The 19,851-nt window shown below is 54.1% G+C and carries 11 protein-coding genes, 2 tRNA genes, 2 rRNA genes and 1 pseudogene; 3 read left to right on the top strand and 13 right to left on the bottom strand.

Annotation, left to right across the window (positions count from 1 at the left end; genetic code table 11):
- Positions 1 to 29: 29 nt before the first annotated feature.
- The 8 genes from MIH19_RS04245 to MIH19_RS04210 form a co-directional block, all read right to left on the bottom strand.
- Positions 30 to 2,922: ribosomal RNA gene (locus MIH19_RS04245) — 23S ribosomal RNA — on the bottom strand.
- A gap of 353 nt (positions 2,923 to 3,275) precedes the next feature.
- Positions 3,276 to 3,351, bottom strand: a tRNA-Ala gene (locus MIH19_RS04240).
- Between the two features lie 95 nt (positions 3,352 to 3,446).
- Positions 3,447 to 3,523: transfer RNA gene (locus MIH19_RS04235), tRNA-Ile, on the bottom strand.
- A gap of 227 nt (positions 3,524 to 3,750) precedes the next feature.
- Positions 3,751 to 5,301, bottom strand: a 16S ribosomal RNA gene (locus tag MIH19_RS04230).
- The 16S and 23S rRNA genes sit together here with 2 tRNA genes alongside, the layout of an rRNA operon.
- A 582-nt stretch (positions 5,302 to 5,883) precedes the next feature.
- The gene (pssA, locus tag MIH19_RS04225) at positions 5,884 to 6,732 is read right to left on the bottom strand and encodes a CDP-diacylglycerol--serine O-phosphatidyltransferase (RefSeq protein ID WP_249007695.1); all 849 of its coding nucleotides are present in this window, start codon (positions 6,730 to 6,732) and stop codon (positions 5,884 to 5,886) included.
- An 89-nt stretch (positions 6,733 to 6,821) separates the two neighbouring features.
- A complete protein-coding gene (gene ilvC, locus MIH19_RS04220; protein WP_249007694.1) occupies positions 6,822 to 7,838 on the bottom strand; it encodes a ketol-acid reductoisomerase in 1,017 nt (338 codons plus the stop codon).
- An 88-nt stretch (positions 7,839 to 7,926) separates the two neighbouring features.
- Positions 7,927 to 8,418, bottom strand: a complete 492-nt coding sequence (ilvN, locus tag MIH19_RS04215; protein WP_007350353.1) for an acetolactate synthase small subunit — start codon at positions 8,416 to 8,418, stop codon at positions 7,927 to 7,929.
- Between the two features lie 2 nt (positions 8,419 to 8,420).
- Positions 8,421 to 10,139 (bottom strand): acetolactate synthase 3 large subunit, encoded by a 1,719-nt coding sequence (locus MIH19_RS04210; protein WP_249007693.1) that lies wholly within the window; start codon positions 10,137 to 10,139, stop codon positions 8,421 to 8,423.
- A 478-nt stretch (positions 10,140 to 10,617) separates the two neighbouring features.
- On the opposite strand from MIH19_RS04210, the gene MIH19_RS04205 reads away from it, so the two are divergent.
- Positions 10,618 to 11,079 carry a DUF4124 domain-containing protein gene (locus tag MIH19_RS04205; RefSeq protein WP_249007692.1) on the top strand — a complete coding sequence of 154 codons (462 nt, stop codon included), beginning with the start codon at positions 10,618 to 10,620 and terminating at the stop codon, positions 11,077 to 11,079.
- A gap of 83 nt (positions 11,080 to 11,162) precedes the next feature.
- On the opposite strand, the gene clpB is transcribed toward MIH19_RS04205, so the two are convergent.
- From clpB to rluD, 3 genes are all read right to left on the bottom strand, one after another.
- Entirely contained in the window at positions 11,163 to 13,739 is a 2,577-nt protein-coding gene (gene clpB / locus MIH19_RS04200; protein WP_249007691.1) for an ATP-dependent chaperone ClpB, read from the bottom strand.
- 164 nt (positions 13,740 to 13,903) lie between these two features.
- Complete coding sequence (gene pgeF / locus MIH19_RS04195) at positions 13,904 to 14,659, bottom strand: peptidoglycan editing factor PgeF (RefSeq protein ID WP_249007690.1); 756 nt, start codon at positions 14,657 to 14,659, stop codon at positions 13,904 to 13,906.
- Positions 14,649 to 15,626 (bottom strand): 23S rRNA pseudouridine(1911/1915/1917) synthase RluD, encoded by a 978-nt coding sequence (gene rluD, locus MIH19_RS04190; protein ID WP_249007689.1) that lies wholly within the window; start codon positions 15,624 to 15,626, stop codon positions 14,649 to 14,651. Before rluD ends, pgeF begins: the two co-directional genes overlap by 11 nt.
- Before the next feature lie 145 nt (positions 15,627 to 15,771).
- Here rluD and MIH19_RS04185 point away from each other — a divergent pair, with 145 nt between their 5' ends.
- Positions 15,772 to 16,605: an outer membrane protein assembly factor BamD gene (locus MIH19_RS04185; protein WP_249007688.1), complete on the top strand. Its 834-nt coding sequence runs from the start codon at positions 15,772 to 15,774 to the stop codon at positions 16,603 to 16,605.
- A gap of 163 nt (positions 16,606 to 16,768) precedes the next feature.
- Here the strand turns inward: MIH19_RS04185 and MIH19_RS04180 are convergent.
- Positions 16,769 to 16,855: pseudogene (locus tag MIH19_RS04180) on the bottom strand (IS200/IS605 family transposase); the annotation flags it as partial.
- Positions 16,856 to 16,875: 20 nt separating this feature from the next.
- Between MIH19_RS04180 and MIH19_RS04175 the strand changes: the two are divergent.
- Complete coding sequence (locus MIH19_RS04175) at positions 16,876 to 18,090, top strand: transposase (protein WP_249013660.1); 1,215 nt, start codon at positions 16,876 to 16,878, stop codon at positions 18,088 to 18,090.
- A gap of 39 nt (positions 18,091 to 18,129) precedes the next feature.
- Here MIH19_RS04175 and MIH19_RS04170 read toward each other — a convergent pair whose 3' ends face one another.
- Positions 18,130 to 19,794, bottom strand: a complete 1,665-nt coding sequence (locus MIH19_RS04170; protein ID WP_249007686.1) for an NAD+ synthase — start codon at positions 19,792 to 19,794, stop codon at positions 18,130 to 18,132.
- Between the last annotated feature and the right edge of the window lie 57 nt (positions 19,795 to 19,851).

The following is a 19,851-nucleotide window of genomic DNA, read 5'->3' as shown; positions in this document are numbered from 1 at the left end:
GCGATATCCGCAATTGTCTTGGGTGTTATATAGTCAAGCCGCACGAGCAATTAGTATCGGTTAGCTCAACGCCTCGCAGCGCTTACACACCCGACCTATCAACGTCCTGGTCTTGAACGGCTCTTCAGGGGCCTCTAGGGCCCAGGGAGATCTCATCTTGGAAGGGGCTTCCCGCTTAGATGCTTTCAGCGGTTATCCTATCCGAACATAGCTACCGGGCAATGCCACTGGCGTGACAACCCGAACACCAGAGGTTCGTCCACTCCGGTCCTCTCGTACTAGGAGCAGCTTTCCTCAAATCTCCAACGTCCACGGCAGATAGGGACCGAACTGTCTCACGACGTTCTAAACCCAGCTCGCGTACCACTTTAAATGGCGAACAGCCATACCCTTGGGACCGGCTTCAGCCCCAGGATGTGATGAGCCGACATCGAGGTGCCAAACACCGCCGTCGATGTGAACTCTTGGGCGGTATCAGCCTGTTATCCCCGGAGTACCTTTTATCCGTTGAGCGATGGCCCTTCCATACAGAACCACCGGATCACTATGACCTACTTTCGTACCTGCTCGACGTGTCTGTCTCGCAGTCAAGCGGGCTTGTGCCATTACACTAACCGTACGATGTCCGACCGTACTTAGCCCACCTTTGTGCTCCTCCGTTACGCTTTAGGAGGAGACCGCCCCAGTCAAACTACCCACCACACAGTGTCCTCATCCCCGATAAGGGGACAGAGTTAGAACCTCAAACATGCCAGGCTGGTATTTCAAGGTTGGCTCCACGCAAACTGGCGTTCACGCTTCAATGCCTCCCAGCTATCCTACACAAACATGTTCAAAGTTCACTGTGAAGCTATAGTAAAGGTTCACGGGGTCTTTCCGTCTAGCCGCGGATACACCGCATCTTCACGGCGATTTCAATTTCACTGAGTCTCGGGTAGAGACAGCGCCCCCATCGTTACGCCATTCGTGCAGGTCGGAACTTACCCGACAAGGAATTTCGCTACCTTAGGACCGTTATAGTTACGGCCGCCGTTTACCGGGGCTTCGATCAAGAGCTTCTCCCTAAGGATAACCCCATCAATTAACCTTCCGGCACCGGGCAGGCGTCACACCGTATACGTCCACTTTCGTGTTTGCACAGTGCTGTGTTTTTAATAAACAGTCGCAGGGGCCTGGTATCTTCGACTGGCTTCTGCTCAACCCGCGAGGGGTGTCACATACCACCAGCGTGCCTTCTCCCGAAGTTACGGCACCATTTTGCCTAGTTCCTTTACCCGAGTTCTCTCAAGCGCCTTGGTATTCTCTACCTGACCACCTGTGTCGGTTTGGGGTACGGTCTCAAATCACCTGAAGCTTAGAAGATTTTCCTGGAAGCATGGCATCAATAACTTCCCGCCACATGGGCAGTCGTCATCACGTCTCAGAATTGAGGACCCGGATTTGCCTAAGTCCCCTCCCTACACGCTTAAACCGGGACGACCGTCGCCCGGCTTACCTAGCCTTCTCCGTCTCTCCATCGCAGTGATTCAAGGTACGGGAATATTAACCCGTCTCCCATCGATTACACCTTTCGGTCTCACCTTAGGGGCCGACTCACCCTGCGCCGATTAGCGTTGCGCAGGAACCCTTGGTCTTCCGGCGTGCGAGTTTTTCACTCGCATTGTCGTTACTCATGTCAGCATTCGCACTTCTGATACCTCCAGCAAGCTTCTCAACTCACCTTCGCAGGCTTACAGAACGCTCCCCTACCCCGCATACACAGTATGCAGCCGCAGCTTCGGTATCCAGTTTGAGCCCCGTTACATCTTCCGCGCAGGCCGACTCGACTAGTGAGCTATTACGCTTTCTTTAAAGGATGGCTGCTTCTAAGCCAACCTCCTAGCTGTCTGAGCCTTCCCACATCGTTTCCCACTTAACTGGAATTTTGGGACCTTAGCTGGCGGTCTGGGTTGTTTCCCTCTTCACGACGGACGTTAGCACCCGCCGTGTGTCTCCCGGATAGTACTCACAGGTATTCGGAGTTTGCATCGGGTTGGTAAGTCGGGATGACCCCCTAGCCGAGACAGTGCTCTACCCCCTGTGGTATTCGTCCGAGGCGCTACCTAAATAGCTTTCGGGGAGAACCAGCTATCTCCGGGCTTGATTAGCCTTTCACTCCGATCCACAAGTCATCCCCTGGCTTTTCAACGACAGTGGGTTCGGTCCTCCAGTTGATGTTACTCAACCTTCAACCTGCTCATGGATAGATCGCCCGGTTTCGGGTCTATGCCCAGCGACTAATTCGCCCTATTCAGACTCGGTTTCCCTACGGCTCCCCTAAACGGTTAACCTCGCCACTGAACATAAGTCGCTGACCCATTATACAAAAGGTACGCCGTCACAGAACAAGTCTGCTCCGACTGCTTGTACGCATACGGTTTCAGGATCTATTTCACTCCCCTCACAGGGGTTCTTTTCGCCTTTCCCTCACGGTACTGGTTCACTATCGGTCAGTCAGGAGTATTTAGCCTTGGAGGATGGTCCCCCCATGTTCAGACAAGGTTTCTCGTGCCCCGTCCTACTCGATTTCACTAGACTCAGGTTTCGGATACAGGGCTATCACCCACTATGGCGGCACTTTCCAGAGCCTTCTCCTACCAGTTGTCTAGCTTAAGGGCTAGTCCCCGTTCGCTCGCCGCTACTTAGGGAATCTCGGTTGATTTCTTTTCCTCGGGGTACTTAGATGTTTCAGTTCTCCCGGTTCGCCTCTTACACCTATGTATTCAGTGTAAGATACCCGACCTAGATCGGGTGGGTTTCCCCATTCAGAAATGTCCGGATCACAGCTCGTTTGCCAGCTCCCCGAACCTTATCGCAGGCTTCCACGTCTTTCATCGCCTCTGACTGCCTAGGCATCCACCGTATGCGCTTAGTTGCTTGACTATATAACCCCAAGACAACTGACTCTAACGCCCACAGATCACGGCCAGCTAACCGAAGTTAGACAGCGTGTTCCAGGAACACTAGAGATAGTCACTCGAAGTCATACACAACCACTTCAACGACAACACCGGATAACGCTTGAAAAAATCGTTATCACTTGAACACTTCCCTCAAAGACCGTAGAGGAAAGCATTCGTGTTCTATCTCATCCAATTTGTTAAAGAGCAAATCTGACCCAGTGATCAGAAAGAAGGCCTTCAGACTTAGCGGACGCTAAACTGAAACACTTTTTTCTGTACACTGACCGAAGTCAGGCATTCAGGGTAACCAAGTAACTCGTCATGTCTGTATAATGGTGGAGCTAAGCAGGATCGAACTGCTGACCTCCTGCGTGCAAGGCAGGCGCTCTCCCAGCTGAGCTATAGCCCCAGAAGCTACTCTACAAATTGCTCAGATCTAGGCATCGAGGGGCGCCGCATAGCGTTTCTATGCAAGTCACTCGATAACGACGAGCTGAGCAATTTTGGTGGGTCTGGGTGGAGTTGAACCACCGACCTCACCCTTATCAGGGGTGCGCTCTAACCAACTGAGCTACAGACCCGGTTTTGCTTGTCTTCGAAGCGCCTGGTCTGCGTTGCAATCCTCGTTCAGTTGGTCACGTACTACAGTACGCTTCCGCCTTCGCTCAGCTTGCGCCTTGCCAATCGATTCGAATCCGGCGCCAAACCCCTGAGGGTTAAAACCGTCGGGCCTGAAAGACCCTTTGCTCTCTTTAATCAATCAACCAAGTAATTCGTGTGGACTCTGACCGAAGCGTTCGGCATCGTTTAAGGAGGTGATCCAGCCCCAGGTTCCCCTAGGGCTACCTTGTTACGACTTCACCCCAGTCATGAACCACACCGTGGTAATCGTCCTCCCGAAGGTTAGACTAACTACTTCTGGTGCAATCCACTCCCATGGTGTGACGGGCGGTGTGTACAAGGCCCGGGAACGTATTCACCGTGACATTCTGATTCACGATTACTAGCGATTCCGACTTCACGGAGTCGAGTTGCAGACTCCGATCCGGACTACGACGCGTTTTGTGAGATTGGCTCCCCCTCGCGGGTTTGCAGCCCTCTGTGCGCGCCATTGTAGCACGTGTGTAGCCCTGGCCGTAAGGGCCATGATGACCTGACGTCATCCCCACCTTCCTCCGGTTTGTCACCGGCAGTCTCCCTAGAGTTCTCAGCATTACCTGCTAGCAACTAGGGATAGGGGTTGCGCTCGTTACGGGACTTAACCCAACATCTCACGACACGAGCTGACGACGGCCATGCAGCACCTGTGTCAGAGTTCCCGAAGGCACCGATCCATCTCTGGAACGTTCTCTGCATGTCAAGGCCAGGTAAGGTTCTTCGCGTTGCGTCGAATTAAACCACATGCTCCACCGCTTGTGCGGGCCCCCGTCAATTCATTTGAGTTTTAACCTTGCGGCCGTACTCCCCAGGCGGTCAACTTAGTGCGTTAGCTGCGCCACTAAGGATTCAAGATCCCCAACGGCTAGTTGACATCGTTTACGGCGTGGACTACCAGGGTATCTAATCCTGTTTGCTCCCCACGCTTTCGCACCTCAGTGTCAGTGTTGGTCCAGGTAGCCGCCTTCGCCACTGGTGTTCCTTCCTATATCTACGCATTTCACCGCTACACAGGAAATTCCACTACCCTCTACCACACTCTAGCCATGCAGTTCGAAGTGCCGTTCCCAGGTTGAGCCCGGGGCTTTCACATCTCGCTTACATAACCACCTACGCGCGCTTTACGCCCAGTAATTCCGATTAACGCTTGCACCCTCCGTATTACCGCGGCTGCTGGCACGGAGTTAGCCGGTGCTTCTTCTGCGAGTGACGTCAATCCTCAAGAGTATTAATCTTAAGGCCTTCCTCCTCGCTGAAAGTGCTTTACAACCCGAAAGCCTTCTTCACACACGCGGCATGGCTGGATCAGGCTTGCGCCCATTGTCCAATATTCCCCACTGCTGCCTCCCGTAGGAGTTCGGGCCGTGTCTCAGTCCCGATGTGGCTGATCATCCTCTCAGACCAGCTACGGATCGTTGCCTTGGTAGGCCATTACCCCACCAACAAGCTAATCCGACTTAGGCTCATCTAATAGCGCAAGGTCCTCTCCGAAGAGCGGATCCCCTGCTTTCCCCCGTAGGGCGTATGCGGTATTAATCCGAGTTTCCCCGGGCTATCCCCCACTACTAGGCAGATTCCTAAGCATTACTCACCCGTCCGCCGCTCGACGCCTGGTAGCAAGCTACCATCGTTTCCGCTCGACTTGCATGTGTTAAGCCTGCCGCCAGCGTTCAATCTGAGCCATGATCAAACTCTTCAGTTTAAATCATACAAGATCCGAAGATCTTCAATCTGCTCAAGTACAAAAACTCAATTCTTGACGAGTCGTTGACTTGGTATTTCTTACCGAAATACTCCAGTCAGCGCCCACACGAATTACTTGGTTAATTTTTTAAAGAGCGTTTGAGCCGTGGCTCAATCAGGAGGCGAATTATACATCGTTTCGCTGCCCTGTCAACCGTTTATTTCGAGAAGCGTTAGAAGCATTTCCTTCCAAACCCCCCAACCTAACCGGCTGGTACTGCTTGATTCGAGAGGCGCATTCTACAGCGTATCCGAACCGTGTCAACCGTTTTCGCGTTCAAAGTTTAAATCACATTTCCTAAACTTTTCAACGTCTTACCCAACAGTTTCCGCTCAATTCCTGCCCCTCTATTCTGGGCTGTCCCTCAAGCGAGATGCGCATTCTACAGACTTCTCGGAACAGGTCAACGGGGAAAGTGAAAAAGATTCCCTATATCTCGGTTTGCCCTTACTTCACTCCAAAACCGCAACCCCCACACAATCAGAAAAGGGGCCGAAGCCCCTTCTTTGTACTCTACCCGCAACTTACTTACACCCCACATTACGCTGGGCGACGGGGTTTTTTACGAAATAAGGCCCGCACTGGCCCTGTCATCGCGTATACCAAAAATGCAGAGAACAAAACCGTGGCGGGATCTAGCGCAATCACCACAAAAATCAGCACCACCAGCAAAATCGCAGCGAATGGCACCCGGCCCCGCATGTCGAGATCTTTAAAGCTCTGGTAAAGCACGTTACTGACCATCAACACGCCAGCACCGGCAACCACGAACAGCGTCAGAGCCGTTAACCAGGCCGATGGCTCGAACGCATGAAAGCACCAGACCATTCCTGCCACCGCAGCTGCTGCCGCAGGGCTTGGCAAACCTACAAAGTACTTCTTGTCGACCGACCCGATCTGCGTGTTAAAGCGAGCCAAGCGCAGAGCCGTTCCGGCCACATAGATAAAGGTGACCGCCCAACCCAGCTTACCCAGGCCATTCAGCGACCAGAAGAACGCCACCAACCCAGGCGCCACACCAAAGGCCACCATATCGGCCAGGGAATCATACTCTTCGCCAAATTTGCTTTGGGTGTTGGTCATGCGCGCTACACGCCCATCTAGCCCATCCAGAATCATAGACACAAAGATGGCGATCGCTGCGTTGTCAAAAATACCGTTGGCAGCAGAGACAATCGCGTAAAAGCCCGAAAATAAAGAGGCTGTAGTGAGCGCATTAGGCAGCAGAAAAATACCTTTATGGCGAACAGGCGCCCCTCCAATCAACTCTTCTTCAATAACCTCTCCCGGCGGGAGCTCGTGAACGTCTTCCGAACCTTGACCGGCAGAAGCGCGCACATCTGGCTTGTTGGCCGGATTGGATTCGGCAGATTTCTTTTCGTCAGTCATTCCAATTACTCCGGAAAGTATTTGGCCGCAGTATATACGAAAAACGCGGCCACACGGGCCGCGTCTTACAAAACCAAAAGCCTGGACTTTTAGTTTTTGTCTTTATCTACGATCTTGTTGGCAGAGATCCACGGCATCATACCGCGCAGCTTTTCGCCAGTCTGCTCAATAGGATGGGCAGCGTTAGTACGACGTGCAGCAGTCATGGACGGGTAGTTGAGAGCACCTTCCGAGATGAACATCTTGGCATATTCGCCGCTCTGGATGCGCTTCAATGCGTTGCGCATGGCCGCACGCGATTCCGCGTTGATGATTTCCGGTCCTGTCACATACTCGCCATACTCTGCATTGTTAGAGATGGAGTAGTTCATGTTGGCAATGCCGCCTTCGTACATCAGGTCGACAATCAGCTTGAGCTCGTGCAGACACTCGAAATAGGCCATTTCAGGCGCATAACCCGCTTCGGTCAGGGTCTCAAAACCGGCTTTTACCAGCTCAACCGCACCACCACACAGAACCGCCTGTTCACCGAACAGATCGGTTTCAGTTTCGTCTTTGAACGTAGTTTCGATAATCCCGGTACGGCCGCCGCCTATGCCGCTGGCGTAAGACAGCGCCAGGTTTTTAGCGTTACCGGATGCGTCTTGGTAAATAGCGATCAAGTCGGGAATACCACCGCCTTTGACAAACTCGGTACGTACTGTGTGGCCTGGCGCCTTAGGAGCGATCATGATCACGTCCAGATCTTTACGGGGAACGACCTGGTTGTAGTGAATGGCGAAACCATGGGCAAAGGCCAGAGTGGCACCCTGCTTCAGATTCGGCTCAACTTCGTCGCGGTAAAGCTGTGACTGGAACTCGTCCGGGGTCAAAACCATCACCACATCGGCGGCTGCAACGGCTGAGGGTACATCAGCCGTTTTCAGACCATAGGCTTCTGCTTTGGCAATAGACGACGAACCGGCGCGCAAACCAACCGTTACGTCGACACCGGAATCTTTCAGGTTGCAGGCATGGGCATGCCCTTGAGAACCAAAACCAATAATGGCTACTTTTTTACCCTGAATGATCGAAAGATCGCAATCCTTATCGTAATAAACCTGCATGACTAACCTCTATTGTTTGAGCGGCCCTGAAGGCCTGCGTTCTTCGTTATGAATTCTTTAAAATCAATAGCCGTGAAAACCGATAACCTTAAAGGCTGAGCACTTTTTCACCGCGAGCAATACCGGATACACCGCTACGAACTACTTCCAGAACACCGGTTGCACCGATGGCCTGAATAAAGCCATCCAGCTTGGCACTGTCACCCGCCAGTTGCACGGTATACACCGAGCTGGTGACGTCAACGATCTGACCACGGAAGATGTCTACGGTGCGTTTGATTTCGGCGCGCTGGGAGCCCGTTGCTTTCAGCTTCACCAGCATGAGTTCACGCTCGATATGAGCACCCTCGGTGAGGTCAACCAGCTTGATCACTTCAATCAACTTGTTCAACTGCTTGGTAATCTGCTCAATCACCCGCTCGGAACCCGTAGTCGTTACCGTCAAACGCGACATTGTCGGGTCTTCGGTGGGCGCAACCGTCAGGGTTTCAATGTTGTAGTTGCGCTGTGAAAACAGACCCACTACCCGCGACAGCGCACCCGGCTCGTTTTCCAACAAAACAGAAATGATTCGACGCATGATTACACCTTCTCCGTTTTGCTGAGCCACATATCTTTCATTGAGCCACGGGCCACATGCATCGGGTAGACGTGCTCAGAAGGGTCTACGTAAATGTCCACGAACACCAGCTTGTCTTTCATGGCCAGTGCTTTTTTGAGCATGGGTTCCAGGTCTTCCTTGCGCGTAATCTTCATACCCTCGTGGCCATAGGCCTCCGCAAGTTTGACGAAGTCCGGCAAGGAGTCCATGTAAGAATGCGAGTGGCGAGCCCCGTAATTCATATCCTGCCACTGTTTGACCATACCCAGAGCCTGATTATTCAGGTTGATGATCTTCACCGGCAAGTTGTATTGCTTGCAGGTCGACAGCTCCTGAATGTTCATCTGGATACTGCCTTCGCCGGTGATACAGAGCACTTCTTCATCGGGGAAGTTCAGCTTTATGCCCATCGCTGCCGGCAAGCCAAAGCCCATGGTGCCCAGACCACCGGAGCTGATCCAGCGGTTGGGCTTGTCAAACTTGTAGTACTGAGCGGCAAACATCTGGTGCTGCCCCACATCGGTGGTGACATAGGCATCGCCATTGGTCAGGCGGTGCAGCATTTCCACCACCTCCTGCGGCTTGATAACGTCATCACTTGTTTCATAGCGCATACCGTGAAAAGCACGCCATTCGTCGATCTGCTTCCACCAGGATGCCAGCGCATCGGCGTCGGGCCTGACCTTGCTTTCCTTGATCAGCGACTGCATTTCTTTCAGCACAGCATCCACCGGCCCAACAATGGGCACATCGGCGCTGATGGTTTTGGAAATCGATGCCGGATCGATGTCAATGTGGATAATGCGGGCGCCAGGGCAGAACTTCTCGGTCGCGTTGGTAACGCGGTCGTCAAAGCGCGCACCGATAGCCAGAATTAGGTCCGCGTGATGCATAACCATGTTGGCTTCGTAGGTGCCGTGCATGCCCAACCAACCAATGTGCTGCTTGTCGCTCGCCGGATAACAACCGATACCCATCAAGGTATTCGTGATGGGATAACCCAGGCCGCGCACCATTTCAGTCAGTTGGCCAGAAGCCTTGCCCAGAATGACACCACCGCCGGCGTAAACAATCGGTCGCTTGGCCGCCAGCAGCATGTCCACTGCTTTTTTGATCTGGCCGGCGTGGCCACGAATGGCGGGATTATAAGACCGCAATTTCGGTTTTTTCGGAAACACATACTCGTAGCGATCGTTAGGCGCGGTCATGTCCTTTGGAATGTCCACAACCACCGGGCCAGGTCGGCCGGTTGTCGCAATGTAGTAGGCCTTGCGAATAATTTCTGGAATTTCGGACGGGTGGCGCACGCTGAGGTTGTGCTTCACCACCGGGCGGGAAACACCGATCATGTCGGTTTCCTGGAAGGCATCTTCGCCAATCAGCGTTGATGCTACCTGCCCACACAGAACCACCATCGGAATGGAGTCCATAAAAGCAGTCGCAATACCGGTGATGGTGTTCGTCGCACCGGGCCCCGAGGTAACCAGTACTGTACCCGCTTTGCCAGTAGCACGAGCATAGCCATCAGCCATGTGCACAGCCGCCTGTTCGTGCCTGACCAGAATGTGCTTGACGGCATCCTGCCTGAACAGAGCATCGTATATGTGCAGGGCTGCTCCACCCGGATAGCCATAAATGTTCTCTATGCCTTCATCCTGTAACGACCGGATGAGCATATCGGCGCCAGACAATAACTCCACGTTTTCGACCCTCTTCTGCAAATGAGTTAATCGGGGTACCACCCCGGCTACCTGGATATACGGTTGTGTGACTTTTTGTGAAAGCTGAACCGATACTCCATCACGCCCCAATCAACAAAGGTTGTCTCCCGGCCAGCCGCCCTCCTGAGGGTTGCGGAGAACAGCCAGTCAACAGATTGCACGTAAGCAACAACCAAAACCGCAACGATGGGCGGTGTGTCAGGCGCGGTAATAAACGGGGGAAATATGAACGGGATTGCCGGCTACATCCCCTCCCGCCCTCAGGCAATCAGTAATTCTGACAGCGGGAAACTCCCTGTCAATAGCCGCTTTGGCTAAATAGACTGTTACTTATTTGAACCAGGCAAAAGAAAAAAACCAAATGAGCTGGCATGATTGTCTCAATACGCTATGACTAAAGCATAATTGGCCATTCACCGGTTTCCTGCGACAGGTTAACTACAGCGGACGATAAACGATGAAGATGCAACTGAAAACGATGGCTCTGATTCTGGCAATGGCGCCAGCCATGGTAAACGCAGCAACGGTGTATAAGTGGACCGACGCAGACGGCGTAACCCACTTTGGCGATCGCCAGCCCACGGGCGCTCAGGCCGAACAGATTCGGGTAAAGTCTGGCCAGCCCAGTTCTGCGAACACCCACTCATCGGCCCAGCAACAGCTGAAAGAGATGGAAAAACGCCAGCAAGCTGCCAGCGAAGAATCTAGCGAAATCGATGCTGCGGCTACCCGCCAGGCACAACGCAAAACAAACTGCGACGCGGCGCAACAAAATCTTGAGATAATCAGCAACAACGCCCGTATCCGAATCACCGAGGATGGCGAGCAACGATTCCTGACCCCAGACGAGGTCTCGCAGCAAAAACAGACGTACGAAGACATCGTTGAACAAAACTGCGGTGCTGAAAAAGCACCCTGAACCCACCCGTTACGGGCGGGTTCAGGGTACATTCAATGCCCACTCAATTCACTACAGCCTGACCATCACATATTCGGGGCCTGTCAGGCCTTGCTGAACACCAGCGCGCCCTCTTCAACACGGGTGCGAATGGTGTCCCCGGGGCCAAAGTTGCCTTGCAGCAACTGTTGCGCCAAGGGGTTTTCGATCATCCGCTGAATCGCCCGCTTCAGCGGCCTTGCGCCGTAAACCGGGTCGTAACCGATATTGGCAAGCAACTCCATCGCGCTTTCGTCCAGCTCCAGAGCAATATCCTGCTGCTGCAAGCGCTTGTCGAGAAGCTCGATCTGCACTTTGGCGATGCCACGGATCTGGTTCGCTGCCAGGGGATGAAACACCACCACTTCGTCTACCCGGTTGATAAACTCGGGGCGAAAATGAGTGCCGACTTCGTCCATCACCAGGGCTTTCATAGCGTCGTAGTTTTCTTCGCCAGCATGCCGCTGGATGATTCCAGAGCCCAGGTTAGACGTCATCACTATAACGGTGTTGCGAAAATCGACGGTGCGGCCCTGGCCGTCGGTCAGACGTCCATCGTCAAGAACCTGCAGCAGAATGTTGAACACATCCGGGTGCGCTTTTTCTACTTCGTCCAGCAACAGCACCGAATAAGGACGCCGGCGCACGGCTTCAGTCAGGTAACCGCCCTCTTCATAACCCACATAGCCCGGGGGCGCACCGATCAGCCTCGCGACGGAATGCTTCTCCATAAACTCCGACATGTCTATGCGCACCATGGCGTCGTCGGTGTCAAACAGGAAGGATGCCAGCGCCTTGCACAATTCGGTTTTGCCTACACCGGTGGGGCCGAGGAATAAGAAGGAGCCGTTAGGACGATTGGGGTCCGACAGCCCAGCACGGGAACGACGCACGGCGTTAGCCACCGCTTCTACGGCCTCGTTTTGTCCGATTACCCGCTTGTGCAAGGCCTCTTCCATCCGCATCAATTTGTCGCGCTCGCCCTCGAGCATTTTCGACACCGGAATGCCGGTCCACTTGGAGACGATTTCAGCAATTTCTTCCTCGGTCACCCGGTTGCGCAGCAGGGTCATTTCCATCATCTCGGCTTGGCTTGCCATATCCAGCTGGCGCTCAAGCTCAGGAATGCGGCCATACTGCAATTCGGACATTCGTCCAAGGTCACTGGTCCGCCGGGCACTCTCCAATTCGGTTCGCGCTTGTTCAAGCTCGCTTTTGATCTTCTGCGAGCCGTGTAAAGCGGCCTTTTCGGCGCTCCAAACTTCTTCCAAATCGGCGTATTCGCGTTCCAGCCCGTCAATCACGCTGGAGAGTTCTTCCAGGCGTTTCTTCGATGCCGGGTCAGTCTCCTTTTTCAGCGCTTCGCGCTCGATTTTCAGCTGAATCAGGCGGCGTTCCAGGCGGTCCAGCGGTTCAGGCTTGGAGTCCATTTCCATACGAATCTGGCTTCCAGCCTCGTCCACCAGATCAATGGCTTTGTCCGGCAGTTTACGGTCGGCAATGTAACGACTCGACAGTTTGGCTGCGGCGATAATGGCACTGTCGGTTATTTCAACACCGTGGTGAACTTCGTAGCGTTCTTTCAGGCCGCGCAGTATCGCAATGGTGTCTTCCTCACTGGGTTCGTCTACCAGAATCTTTTGAAACCGGCGCTCAAGGGCAGCGTCTTTTTCAATGTGTTCCCGGTACTCATCCAGAGTGGTCGCGCCCACGCAGTGAAGTTCACCGCGGGCCAGCGCCGGTTTCAACATATTGCCGGCATCCATCGAACCTTCGGCCTTACCAGCACCCACCATGGTGTGAATTTCGTCAATAAACAGGATAATCTGACCTTCCTGTTTTGTCAGTTCTTTCAACACAGCTTTCAGGCGTTCTTCGAACTCACCGCGAAATTTGGCACCGGCAATCAGCGAACCCATATCCAGAGACAATACGCGCTTGTTTTTCAGGCCCTCAGGCACTTCGCCATTTACAATACGCTGGGCAAGGCCTTCTACAATGGCGGTTTTACCCACGCCAGGATCACCAATCAATACCGGATTGTTCTTGCGACGGCGCTGCAGTACCTGAATGGTGCGGCGGATCTCGTCGTCACGGCCAATCACCGGGTCAAGCTTGCCAGACTCAGCCATTTCGGTCAGGTCGATGGTGTATTTATCCAATGCCTGGCGATTTTCTTCAGCGCCGGCGTCGTCAACGGATTCGCCACCGCGAGCGTTTTCGATGGCTTTTTCCAGCGCAACCTTGTCTACGCCTTGTTCACGCAGCACCCGCCCCAAGCTACCGCGATCTTCCAGCGCCGCCAGCAACATCAGTTCGCTAGAGACAAACTGGTCTTTACGCTTTTGCGCAAGTTTGTCGGCGATGTTAAATAGGCGGCCCATGTCGTTGGACATGGCAACGTCGCCGGCGCTGCCTTTCACTTCGGGCAGGCTCTCGATTTCTTTAATGATTGCTTGGCGGATGCGAGTGGGCTCGCCGCCAGCCTGTTTCAGCAGCGGTTTAATGGAACTGGCATCTTGGTCTAACAAGGCCTGCATCAAGTGCAACGGCTCTATAAAATTGTGGTCTTTGCCAACAGCGAGGGATTGGGCATCGGCCAGAGCGCTTTGCAGGCGACTGGTTAGCTTGTCGATTCTCATGAGGGGCTCTCCGGTTCTTTGTGCGATGGGCCGGTGTCGGCCTATTGAATCTGCTTTGTTACTTAATGTAGGGGCTAATAGGCAGACTTCAAGTTAGTAACCGATTGGAGTGTCAGAAAATTGACGGGGATCAGTTACGACTGGCATTTAAAACAGCTGATGCTTTAATGAAAAGCTATCAAGGTAGCCATCCGGCCAGTGTGGCCGTCGCGGCGGTAGGAGTAGAAACGCAGGCTGTCGCTGACGGTGCATAAGCCGCCGCCATCTATCGAGCTAACACCGGCTTGTTGCAAACGCTGATTTGCCAGTTGATAAATGTCGGCCATGTAGTGACCGGGGCGGGCGCCTTGGCTTGCGAACGCGCTGGATGCTTGCGGGCTGTGGTTGATAAACGCCTGGCGTACTTCTGGCCCTACTTCAAACTGATCGGCGCCGATGGCGGGGCCGAGCCAGGCCATCAGATTTTCGGCGGGTTCGGCCATTGCTGCGATCAAGTTTTCTAACACGCCACCGCACAGGCTGCGCCAGCCGGCGTGGGCAGCACCGACTATCGTTCCTTGGCGGTTGCAGAGTATGACCGGCAGACAGTCGGCGGTAAGAATGGCGCATACCACGCCGGGTTCGCGGGTGTAACTGGCGTCGGCGGGCGGAAGTTGGCTTAGGTTCTGGGCCGTTACTTCGACAACAACGGTTCCGTGCACCTGATTTAACCAGGCGAAACGTTGCGCTGACAAGCCAAGATGATCCGCCAATCGTTGACGGTTCGCGGCCACGTGCTGAGGGCGGTCGTTAACGTGACCGCCCACATTCAGTTGATCCCAAGGCGCCGCGCTAACGCCGCCCTGGCGGGTGCTGCTAAACGCCTGCACGCTGGCCGGAGCTGACCAGACAGGCGTTATTAACTGCAGATCAGAATTCATCGCTTTCCATATCTTTTACGTGCTTGCGCAGCGCTGCCAGCAGCAACTGAAAATCCTCTGGCAAGGGCACATCCCAACTCATTGTTTCGCCAGTTTGCGGGTGCTCCAGAGTCAGCTGACGTGCGTGCAGAGCCTGGCGGTGGAAGCCAGACAACACTTCGCGCAATTCTTCGGTGGTGCCTTTAGGCAAACGCAGGCGCCCGCCGTAGACAGGGTCGCCCACCAACGGGTGCTTTACGTGGGTCAGGTGCACACGAATCTGGTGGGTACGTCCGCTTTCCAGTTTACAGCGCACATGAGTGTGGGCCGCAAAACGCTCAATCACGCGGTAATGCGTAACGGCTGGCTTGCCGGACTTCACCACCGCCATCCTTTTGCGTTCGGTAGGGTGGCGCCCGATTGGGGCATCCACAGTCGCGCCGCCGGTCAGGGTGCCTACCACAACAGCTTCGTATTCACGGCCCATGGTGCGGGTTTGCAGCTGGCTTACCAGCGAGGTGTGGGCAATCAGGCTACGAGCCACCACCATAACGCCGGAGGTGTCTTTATCCAGGCGGTGCACAATGCCAGCCCGTGGCAAATTTTCTACTTCTGGAGCTATATTCAGTATCGCGTTCACCAGGGTACCGTCGGCATGGCCAGCCGCCGGGTGCACCACCAAACCGGCTGGCTTGTTGATGATCAGTATGTGCTCGTCTTCATAAACAATATCCAGGGTGATGGCTTCTGCCTGCCAGGTCACCTGCGCTTCCGGTTCGGCGTCTAACTCGATTTTGTCACCCAGCATCACTTTATCGCGGGGTCTGCACTGACCGCCGTTCACAGTCAGGGCGCCGCTTTTTACCCAGGATTGCAGGCGCGAGCGCGAGTGCTCGGGCATTAGCTCTGCGGCGGCCTGGTCCAGGCGTTTGTCGCTCAGTTTGGGTGGTATTACAAAACTGGCGATAATTCGGTTTTCAGCTGACATTAAGCCCCCAGGGCCTGGTTGTGTTACGTTTGGCTTATATTACGACAAACAGCCGGGCTTCTGTTGTGCTTCTACTGCACATCCAGTGCCTTCCCCGTTACAATGGCGGCTCTTTGAACTTTTCGACATTATACGGGATTCCGGCATGAGATCAGTTGTCCGTTTATGGGTAGTGTCCGTAGTGGTTGTGCTACTCAGCGCCTGCGCCACAAATAAGCAAGAGCAGGTATTACCCGAGCAAACCTATTACGAGAACGCCCGCAGCGCCATGAATTCGGGCAATTTCAACGAAGCGGAAACCAATCTGGACGCTCTGGAAACCTACTATCCGTTTGGCCGCTACGCCGAGCAAGCCCAGCTTGACCTGATTTTTGCACGTTACCAAAATCTTGATCTGGAAGGCGCCCGCGCCGCGGCGGATCGCTTTCTGCGACTGAATCCGCAAAGCGAACACGGCGACTACGCTCTGTATATGCGTGGTCTGGCCTCTTACAACCTGGACATTGGATTGGCCGCGCGCTACTTCCCGATAGAAGCCAACGCCCGTGCCCCAGGCGAACAGTTGCAGGCGTTCCGCGACTTTTCCGAGTTGCTCAACCGTTATCCTAACAGCCTGTACGCCGCCGATGCCCGCCAGCGGATGATTGCGGTGCGCAACCGTATGGCCGAGCTGGAACTTCACGCGGCCCGCTATTACATCACGCGGGAAGCCTACATTGCAGCCAATAACCGCGCCCGCTATGTGGTGGAGAATTACCCCAGCTCACCGGTGGTGGAAGAAGCCATCATTATTCTGGCGGAAACATTTCGCTTTATGGACATAAAAAAAGGCAGCCAAGACGCCGTTGCGCTGCTGCGGACAAACTTCCCGGACAGCAAAGCGTTTAACCAGAGCGGGGAATTTGAGCCCGATATTCTGCGCAAGCAGAACCGCTCCCTTGCAAATGTGATCACCTTTGGCCTGATGGGCGACGAATAACGTCGCTGTCCGCAAGCTGCTGAATCGGGGGCCATAAACGGCCCCCGATTTTTTATCGGAATGCGCGAAAAACCTCGGCTTTCAGGCCGGGGATGAATAGCGCGGACACCGCAGGTGTCCCTCTCGTTAGCAACATTCTCATTCCGGCGTTTGCTGCTGCGCCGCGACGATATTTCGTCACAAATACCAAGTGAACGTGCATCCTAAAAACGCAATGCCGCCCGTGCCTAATATCATTGTTTTTTTCCATAGACTAACTATGGTTGAGCTATGAAACGCCTTCAAGCATTCAAATTTCAGATTGAGCCAAACGGTGAGCAAATCCGCGCCATGCGTCAGTACGCTGGTAATGCTCGCAAGATTTGGAATTTGGCTTTGAATCGTCAGCAAGAGCTACAGACTGCCGGTGAAAAATTCACCAATAGCTTTGGCATGAATAATTGGCTGCCAGCGTGGAAGCAGGAATTCTCGTACTTGTGCGACTCTCCCTCACAAACACTACAACAAGTCACAAAAGACCTGGCCGCTGCGTACAAGAACTTCTTTGAGAAGCGTGCCGATTTTCCACAATTCAAGAAAAAAGGTAGGTCGTCAGACAGCTTTCGCTTTCCGCAAGGTTTCGAGATTGACGAAGCCAATCGACGTATTCGACTCCCAAAGCTAGGCTGGATTCGCTACCGCAAGAGCCGTGGCATCATCGGACTGGCAAAGAACATCACCGTTTCCTGTGTGGCTGGCAAGTGGTACGCCAGCATTCAGACCGAGCGCGAAGTTGGGCAGCCACTACATCCATCAACGTCGATAGTCGGCCTCGATGCGGGTATCACGCTATTCGCGACGCTCTCTGACGGCACGATGTTCGAGCCGGTCAATGCGCTGCGTACCAGCGCTGCTAAGATGGCAAAGTATCAGCGACGCATGAGCCGCAAGGTCAAATTCAGCAGCAATTGGAAAAAGGCGAAGGCCCGTATCACCAAGTTGCATCAACGGGTTGCTCATACCCGCAATGACTTTCTCCACAAGACCTCGAACATCATCAGCAAAAACCACGCGATGGTCGTCATCGAAGATCTGAAAGTCACGAATATGAGCAAGTCAGCAAGCGGCACACTTGAGGCACCAGGACGAAACGTAAACGCCAAATCCGGCCTTAATAAGTCGATTCTCGATCAGGGCTGGGGCGAGTTCCGCCGCCAGTTGGAATACAAACAGGCGTGGCTGGGCGGTGAAGTGTTTGCCGTCAACCCTCGTAACACCAGCCGGACGTGTCCGGCCTGCGGTCATATTTCCGCAGAGAATCGCAAGACTCAATCGCAATTCGAATGTGTCGAATGTGGGTATGCTGAAAATGCAGACCTCAACGCCGCCATCAATATTTTAAGGGCAGGTCATGCCCGGTTAACCTGTGAAGTGAACGGTGCGGTAATGCCGTCAGCAACAGGAACCCACCGAAGCGACTCAAGGATGGCTCAATGCCACGCCTGAGCGCAGTAGGAATCCCCGTCCTTCAGGGCGGGGAGGATGTCAAACGCCGCTTTTCCAACCGTTGGTGATGGGATAACGGCGATCTTTACCGAAGCCCCGCTCTGAAACCCGCACACCGATTGGCGCCTGCCGGCGCTTGTATTCATTGATATCCACCAAACGGATCACCCGCTCTACATCCGCGCGGTCAAAGCCTGCAGCGATAATCACCTCGGCGCTTTCATCCTGTTCGACATAGCGTTGCAGAATCGCGTCCAGAACGTCATAACCCGGCAGGTTGTCTTCATCTTTCTGGTCTGGCGCCAGCTCAGCCGACGGCGGCCGCGTAATCACCCGCTCGGGTATAACCGGTGCCACCGTATTGCGGTAACGCGACAGCTCGACCACCTGGGTTTTGGCAACATCTTTGAGCACATCAAAGCCGCCAGCCATATCGCCATAAAGAGTCGAGTAGCCGACCGCCATCTCGCTTTTGTTGCCCGTAGTCAGCACCAAAGAGCCGAATTTGTTCGACAGCGACATCAGCAAAACACCCCGCAGGCGAGCCTGAAGATTCTGCTCTGTGGTGTCCACAGTGGTGCCGATAAAGGGCTCGGCCAAGGTTGCCATAAAAGCATCGTACATGGGCTCGATTGAGAACACATCGTAGTGCACGCCCATCGTGCTGGCTTGGGCCTCTGCGTCTTGCAGGCTGATATCCGCAGTATAGCGAAACGGCATCATCACCGCACGCACCTGCTCCTTGCCCAGCGCGTCTACCGCTATGGCCAACGTCAGCGCAGAATCGATACCTCCTGACAAACCCAGTACCACAGACTTAAAGCCATTTTTCCCCACATAATCCCGAACACCCATCACCAACGCTTGATAAACCGCCGCACCTGCGGGCAGCGGCTGTGGTAATGGTTGAGTAACCGGCTGGCAGGTTTCTCCACACTCAAAGTCTACAACGAACAGGCCCTGTTCAAATTGCGGCGCTTCTGCGGCAATCTCGCCTTTGCCGTCGGCTACCAGCGAGCCACCATCAAACACCAGCTCGTCCTGAGCGCCAACCAGGTTGACGTACACAATGGCAACGCCAGCGGCTTTTGCTTTGCGTTGAACCAATGCTTTACGCCGCAGCTGTTTGCCTTGGGAGTAAGGCGACGCGTTCAAATTCAGTACCAGTTTTGCGCCGGCTGCGGCGGCCGTCTCAACCGGACCCTCGGCCCACAAGTCTTCACACACCGTAATGCCGACATCGACGCCCCGCAAACTGACCACCAATGGTTCAAACCCACTGGCGAAATAGCGTTTCTCATCAAAAACCTGGTAGTTGGGCGGGCACTGTTTGAAATAACGATGGCCAATCTTGCCATTTTCCATCACCAGCGCAGCATTATAGAGTTTGCCGTTTTCACGCACCGGCGCACCAAACACCACAACCGGCGCCAACCCTGCGCCGCAGATTTCATCGATTGCCGCTTGTACGCGGATGTCCAGGCTTGGCCGAAGCAGCAAATCCTCCGGCGGATAGCCTGTTAGCGCCAACTCGGGGAATACCACAATGTCAGCCTGGTGATGGTCATCGGCCTGCCTTACCGCTGCAATAATCCGTTGGGCGTTGCCGGGTATGTCACCGACCAAAAAATCCTGTTGAACCATCACCACGCGCAAAGGGCCCGGTGTTTGTGGGGATCGGGGCTGATCCGCTGTTAACGACATAGGTCGGCTCCTGTTACTGATGCCTTAAAAAGGGCTATTATAAACGCGCTGCCGCGC

Origin of the sequence: Marinobacter sp. M1C, from assembly GCF_023314135.1 — a bacterium.
Classification (GTDB): domain Bacteria; phylum Pseudomonadota; class Gammaproteobacteria; order Pseudomonadales; family Oleiphilaceae; genus Marinobacter.
Note: the sequence above shows the minus strand (reverse complement) of the source record. Positions and strands in the feature narration are given on the sequence as shown.